This window comes from Kiloniellales bacterium (genome assembly GCA_030064845.1).
In the GTDB taxonomy this organism is placed as follows: domain Bacteria; phylum Pseudomonadota; class Alphaproteobacteria; order Kiloniellales; family JAKSDN01; genus JASJEC01.
Map to the genome: position 1 here is coordinate 1 of JASJEC010000126.1, position 5,279 is coordinate 5,279.

Here is a 5,279-nt window from a genome sequence, read left to right on the forward strand (position 1 = left end):
CAAATTCGTCGGCGGCTGGGGCAAGGAGCGCAACGGCGGAGACTACGAGGTTCTCTCGGGTACCGGCGCTTACAAGGGTGCGAGCGGCAGCGGACGCTTCGACGCGCTCAAGGAGCCGTGGGAAGGTGCGAACCTATTCGAAGGCACATTCACGCTGACGCTTGCCGGCAGTTAAGCCAACGCCATCGCCGCCGGCAAAAAGCGTTTCGACTCTGGCGTAGCGATCCGATTTTGTGGCGTTCAGCGAGCCAACAGGGTTCTCCAAGGGGAAAACAAGCCTACGGGTCTGCCCGAACGGAGACTCGCGCGGGCAAACACCAATTGCCTAACGATTATCGACGATCCGAAGCAGCCATTCGAAGTCACCCGGCCCGTCCGTTGCTCTGACGTGCTCGTTGGATCGGCTATTCGGATAGATTCAGCTTTCTAAGTTTTTGAAGATCCATCAACTGTATACCATTTACGTGAACGTCGACGACCAATACAAAAAATGCACCAACAGCAATAGTTAATAAAAACACTCGAATGCTTTTCTCTATTTTGTTCTTTGTGTCGACGTGGAAAAACAATCCTACAAGCACCTTTTGAATTGGAAAACCCTGTCTTGTCGCCGATATCAAATTCAAAATTATAAGCCCAATGACTGCGGCGCCAACAACGTCAAATATCAGCCTCTGTTGTCCTGATGCGAACGGCCAGATCTCCGATAAAGCCCCCATATTCTTCCAAGCAATCTAACCTACATAAACGAAGCTTCCGGAGGGGTGTGCAATCCGAAGCTCCGCAATGATCCAGATATTTCGGGTTCGGTGCTGCCACTTTCAGCGGAAATCGGGCCCAATCCCCATGCCGCCCGCTCATTTACTTTTCAGGATATGGCGGGCAACCGGGCTGGTCAACAACCAGGCAGGGTTCTCCGCGTTTCCAAACCCACCGGATTTCTGACCCCACCTAGACTTGCCGTCCAAATCATCCTTGCGGGCAGGCCAAACCAATGAATTGAGTGGCACTTTCTGAAGTAGCCGACCACACAGCGTCGTTTCAGCGGTTGGAGATAGCGGCCTATGTCGCGAAATGGTATGGATGCGTGGACCAGACAGGGATGCTGGGCTCGAGCGTTCAATGCTCCCACAAAGAAAGTGAACTCTTCGCCGATTGCCGCCGACGAATTCTGCAGGAAACCGGAGTCAGATTGCTCCTAGGAAGAGGTTCTTATACCTCTGATTGCATAAAACCGCTACACTTAACCAACAGCCTTATAAATGAAACGACTCCGGTCTCGATGCCGGAGCTCGCCGTGTCCGTGCAGGGGTTTCGGATTCGGCGGGTGGACAGGTGTTCAAGGGGGGCGTCATGCGGACTTTCAATCGAACGCTGTTGTCGATTTTGTTTCTGGTCTTTTCGCTCACGGCGCAGGCCGAGACGATCCTGCCCGGTCTTAAGGCGCCGGTCATCGTGGTGCGGGATTCCAACGGGATTCCGCATATCTTTGCCAAGAACGATCACGATGTCGTCTTCATGCAGGGTTGGGTGCACGCCGAAGACCGTCTTTTCCAGATGGATCTTTTTCGCCGGCAGATCGCCGGCACCGTGGCAGAGCTGCTCGGCGAGGCCGCGTTGCCGTCCGACGTGTTCTTCCGCAGGCTCGGCTTCTATCGGGCCGCCAGGCGCTCGCTGGACGCCCATCCCTCGGAGTTCAGGGACCTGCTGCAGGCCTACAGCGACGGGGTCAACGCCTTCATCGATGTTGCCGAGGCGGCCGAACGCCTGCCGCTGGAGTACGGGCTCCTGGGACTTTCGCAGGTCGCCCGCTGGAGCCCGCTGGACAGCGAGGCGGTCGGCAAAGGCCTCGGTGCTCTGACGTCGGTTCTCGGGTCGGAGGACATCGAACTGACCGTGACCCTCGCGGAATACCAGTTCGCGGGCGTGGCGGCCGGTTTCGACGGCTCGGCGCTCTTCTTCCAGGACCTGTTCCGCAGCGCGCCCTTCGATCCGGCTTCGACCGTGCCCGACGCCGAACAACGCGAGCCGATCCCAGCCGTCGAAGCGCAGATTGCCGCTCTGCAGCGCCAGGCCTTGCAGCCGGGCGACATCGGTCCGCGTCTCGGGGCCAAGACGCTGGAACAGGCGCGCGCGTACCTGGAGAAGCTGCGCCGTCTGCCGCGGATCTCCGGCCTGTTGCAGCCCGACGGCCAGGCAGGGGGCGGCAGCAACACCTGGGTGGTCAGCGGCGCGCACACCCGTAACCGTCGGCCCTTGCTGGCCAACGATGCCCATTTGAGGCTCGAGTCGCCGACGATCTTCCATCAGGTGCATCTGGTCGCACCCGGCCTCGACGTGATCGGCCGGGGCCTGCCCGGTGCGCCCTGCGTGGCGATCGGTCACAACCGCCACCTGGCCTGGGGGTTCACGAACAGCCGGCTGGACATAACCGACGCTTATGCCGAAGAAATCGTGGAGGACGAGAATTCGCCAAGCGGATACAGCACCCGCCATGACGATTCGCCCGAACCGATGGAGCTCTTGGTCGAGAGCTTTCGCGCAAATCAGGGCGGGACCGTCGATCTGGTTCTCCTTCAGGATTTCTACGTCGTTCCGCGACGCAACAACGGCCCCCTCATCACCGAAATCGATGACGAGCGCGATAAATTCCCGGGACTCAGCCTGCAATCGATCGGGTTCGGCCCGACCCGCGACCTGGAAGGCATCTGCGGGATCAATCGCGCCCGCAACCTGGCGGAATTCAAATCGGCCCTGCAGCTCGTCGACTTCGCGTCGCAGAACGTTTCCTACGCGGACAGGAAGGGCAACATCGCCTACTTCGTTTCGGGCGAGGTGCCGCTGCGCGAGGACCTGCAAGCCGCGACAGCGAATGATTCCGTTGCGCCGCCGTTTCCCGTTGCGCCGCCGTTCCTGATCCGCCAAGGCACCGGCGGGCAGGAATGGATCCCCGAGGAGAGCCCGTCGCCGACACAGGCGACCCCCTACGCCATTCTGCCCTTCGAAGAGATGCCGCAGACCGAGAATCCGATCAGCGGAATGATCGTCAATTCGAACAACGACCAAGCCGGCAACAGCCTGGACAACAACCCCCTGAACGATTTCCGTCCGGGCGGCGGCCTCTACTATCTGAACTGGGGCGGGCGCAACTTCTCGATCCGCGCCGGCCGCATCACCCGGCTGCTCGAGGACGCGCTCGACGACAAGGACCGCCTCGGCGCCGCCGACATGATCGAGCTCCAGGCCGACGTCGTGATGCTCGACGCCCAGGTTCTGACCCCGGCCATCCTGCAAGCCTTCGATCAGGCCTCGTCTCGCGGCGCGCACCCCGCCCTGGCCGCCTTCGCCGCGGACCCGAGGCTGGCCGAAGCGGTGGAGCGGCTGGAAGACTGGGACCATTCCACGCCGACCGGAATACCCGAAGGCTATGACGCGCGTCTGGATGACGACGACGAAGAGTGGAACGACCTGGACGAGGACGAGATCGAGAACAGCGTCGCCGCGACCATCTATTCGGTCTGGCGGCGCGAGATGGCGGCCAACACGATCGACGCCACCCTGGCCAAGGTGGGGCTGCCGCCCCTGGTCAACGTCAGGGAGGAGCGGGTCACCGCCCTGCGCTACCTGCTCGACAGCTTCGAGAGCAATCAAGGCGTGGGCGCCTCGGGACTGGATTTCTTTGCCGGTCCGAGCGACGCGGATCCCGCCACCCGCCGCGATATCGTGATCCTGCGGAGCCTGGCCGACGCGCTCGATCGCTTGGCGTCCGACAGTTTCAAGGCGGCCTTCGACAACTCCCTCGAGCAGGACGACTACCGCTGGGGCCGGCTGCATCGCATCGTGTTTGCGAATACCCTGGGCAGCGCGTTCAACGTGCCGCCGGGGTTCGGCGTCTTCCCGCCGCCCCTGGACGACCTCGACGGGATCCCGACCGACGGCGGCTTCGAGACGGTGGACGTCGGCAGTCCGGCCGTGAACATCGAGACCCTCGGCAGCGACTCCTTCATGTTCAACTTGGGACCGACCGGTCGTTTCGTCGCCCAGGTCGGATGGCTCAAGCTCAAGGCGGTGTCCAGCCTGCCCGGCGGCGAAAGCGCCGTCCCGGGCAGTCCCTTCTATCTGAACCTGCTCGAGCCCTGGCTGCTGAACCAGACCTATCCGCTGCTGGTCTCGCCCTGGAAGCTGGGAGCCGACGCGGTTTCGAAGCAGGTCTTCGCCCCGCCGGCATCGTGAAGGCGGGCTCGGCCGCGACGCTGCGAAGCCTGCGTCTGCCCCCGGGGCCAGACGGCAAGGCGGTCCTCCGGCGGCGGCCTCAGGCAGCCTGCACGGCCGCGGCCTCGAGGGCGCAGCCATCGACCGTGACCCTGTGCATCCGGCGCCGCTGGCCGTGGTAGTCGTTGATCGCCTTGTGCCAGGTCGCGCGGTTGTCCCAGATCGTCAGATCCCCGGCCCGCCAGCGGACCCGGCAGTGGAAGTCGGGATTCTGGCAGTGGCGGTAGATCATCTCCAGCAGCGCCGCGGACTCGTCCTCGCCGAGGCCGTCGATGCGGGTCGTGAACACCGGGTTGACGTACAACCCCGCCCGCTGCGAGAGCGGATGGGCGATCACCACCGGGTGCAGGGCGTCCTGAACGGCGGCGTCCGGATTCCCGTAGCGGCCGGTCAGGGTTCCCTCGGTCTCGGCCTGGCTGAAGCCGAAGACGTGGCGCGAGGAATGCCAGGCCGACAGGGTGCCGAGGAAGGACCGCAGGGGCGCCGACAGCGCATCGTAGGCCGCCGCCATGGAGACGAAGAGGGTATCGCCGCCGGTCTCCGGCACCTCGACGGCGTAGAGCAGGGAGCCCATGGCCGGTTCGGCGTCGTAGGAATGGTCCGTGTGCCAGCCCTCGCCGACGGCGTGGCGCTGCTCGGGCTGTTTCGTCACCAAGGCGATTTCCGGATGCGTCGCGTGGCGCTGGAAGAACCGGTTGACGTTGATCGTGCCGAAGCGCCGCGCGAAGGCCAGATGGTCGTCCGGGGTCAGGGACTGCGCCCTGACGACGACGACCGAATAGCGGACGAAGGCGGCGTGAATGGCCGCGTAGTCGTCCTCCAGCCGCAGGTCGGCGCCGAGGATCTCGGCTCCCAAGGCACCGGTGAGAGGGATGATGTCCATCCCGGAAGGCTGAAGGCTCCCGGGCGCGATTGTCAATCCGGATCGACCCCCTGCGCCGGGACCGCCTCGCGCCCGGGACCTTCGATCGCGTGTCGCGTCACCGGCTCCGGGCGACCGGGCCGGC

Annotated in this window: 2 protein-coding genes; one reads left to right on the plus strand and one right to left on the minus strand. The window is 63.5% G+C overall.

Features of this window, described 5'->3' with window-relative positions:
• The first annotated feature begins 1,353 nt into the window (after positions 1–1,353).
• Entirely contained in the window at positions 1,354–4,233 is a 2,880-nt protein-coding gene (locus tag QNJ67_23745; GenBank protein ID MDJ0612003.1) for a penicillin acylase family protein, read from the plus strand.
• Between the two features lie 79 nt (positions 4,234–4,312).
• Here QNJ67_23745 and QNJ67_23750 read toward each other — a convergent pair whose 3' ends face one another.
• The gene (locus tag QNJ67_23750; GenBank protein MDJ0612004.1) at positions 4,313–5,155 is read right to left on the minus strand and encodes a TauD/TfdA family dioxygenase; all 843 of its coding nucleotides are present in this window, start codon (positions 5,153–5,155) and stop codon (positions 4,313–4,315) included.
• Positions 5,156–5,279 lie beyond the last annotated feature (124 nt).

Bases quoted from the DNA above. Each gene is read 5' to 3' on its own strand.
- QNJ67_23745 (MDJ0612003.1), top strand. From the start codon at position 1,354: ATGCGGACTTTCAATCGAACGCTGTTGTCGATTTTGTTTCTGGTCTTT.
- QNJ67_23750 (MDJ0612004.1), bottom strand. From the start codon at position 5,155: ATGGACATCATCCCTCTCACCGGTGCCTTGGGAGCCGAGATCCTCGGC.